Source organism: Cryomorphaceae bacterium 1068 (assembly GCA_027214385.1).
In the GTDB taxonomy this organism is placed as follows: Bacteria; Bacteroidota; Bacteroidia; order Flavobacteriales_D; family Cryomorphaceae; genus JAKVAV01.
Window position 1 is genome coordinate 1 of sequence record JAPVXR010000036.1, and the last position, 1,663, is coordinate 1,663.

The 1,663-nt window shown below is 48.5% G+C and carries 1 protein-coding gene; it reads left to right on the plus strand.

The annotated features are described in order from the left end of the window. On the plus strand, nucleotides 1–1,663 hold a 1,663-nt coding region (locus tag O3Q51_18345; protein ID MCZ4410783.1), incomplete at both ends, for a hypothetical protein.

Sequence of the window (1,663 nt, forward strand, 5' to 3'; positions counted from 1 at the left end):
CTGTTTGTGCAAACAATGCAGAAGTAAGTCTAAACGGGTCTGTAACGATAGCTACCGGTGGAACCTGGAGTGGAGGAGCAGGAGTATTCAGTGATATCAATATCCTGAACCCAACTTACACACCAAGTGCAGCAGAGATCGCAGCAGGAACGGTAACGTTGACATTAACTACAACAGGAAACGGAACATGTAATCCAACAACAGATGATGTGGTGATTACCATCACGCCGGCACCGGTTGTAGATGCAGGAATAGCAGATGTATTCTGTTCAAACAATGCTGATATCGCCTTGAGTGGTTCTGTAACAGGAGCTACAGGAGGAACATGGTCAGGTGGGTCAGGAACATTTACTCCTGACGCGAATGACTTGAATGCAGTTTATACGCCAAGTGCAGGAGAGATTACTGCAGGTTCGGTAACCTTGATATTGACCTCTACAGGAAACGGAAACTGCGTACCGGTGAACGATAATGTGACTTATACATTCAGCCCGGCACCAACGGCCGATGCAGGAACAGACCAAGTAGCGTGTGCGAACAATGCAGAAATCAACTTGAGTGGTTCGGTAACTGTAGCTACAGGTGGAGCATGGAGTGGAGGAACGGGAACGTTCGCACCGAATGCAAACACGCTCAATGCGGTTTATACTCCGAGCGCAGCGGAAATCACTGCAGGAACAGTAACGTTGACATTGACAACGACCGGAAACGGAGACTGCTTGCCTGAGAGCGATGATGTAGTAATCACATTCACACCGTCTCCAACAGCTAATGCTGGAATTGATCCAATCGTTTGTGCCAATAACTCAAACATCAATTTGAATGGATCGGTGACTGTAGCGACTGGCGGAAGCTGGAGCGGTGGAACCGGTACGTTTAATCCTGATGCGAATACACTGAACGCGGTTTATACACCAAGTGCAGCAGAGATCGCAGCAGGAACGGCAACGTTGACATTGACTACAACAGGTAACGGAACATGTAATCCGGTAACCGATGAGGTAGTAATCACCATTACGCCTGCACCGGTAGTAGATGCAGGAGCAGGAGAGGAGTTGTGTTCAAACAATGCCGACATCTCTTTAGGTGGTTCTGTAACAGGAGCTACGGGAGGAACATGGTCAGGTGGATCGGGAACATTTACTCCTGATGCCAATGACTTGAATGCAGTATACACGCCAAGTGCGGGTGAGATTGCAAACGGAACTTTAACACTGACGTTGACTTCAACAGGAAACGGAACGTGTTTGGCAGTAACGGATAATGTGACTTATACATTCAGCCCGTCACCAACTGCCGACGCAGGAGCCGATCAAGTAGCATGTTCGAACAACTCAGACATCAGCTTGAATGGATCTGTAACAGTAGCGACAGGTGGAAGCTGGAGTGGAGGAACGGGAACGTTCGCACCAAATGCCAATACACTGAACGCAGTCTACACACCAAGTGCAGCAGAAATTACTGCAGGTACGGTAACGTTGACATTGACAACAACAGGAAACGATGACTGTCTTCCTGCGAGCGATAACATCGTGATCAACTTTACACCTTCACCAACGGCGAGTGCTGGATCAGACCAGACTGTTTGTGCAAACAATGCAGAAGTAAGTCTAAACGGGTCTGTAACGATAGCTACCGGTGGAACCTGGAGTGGAGGAGCAGG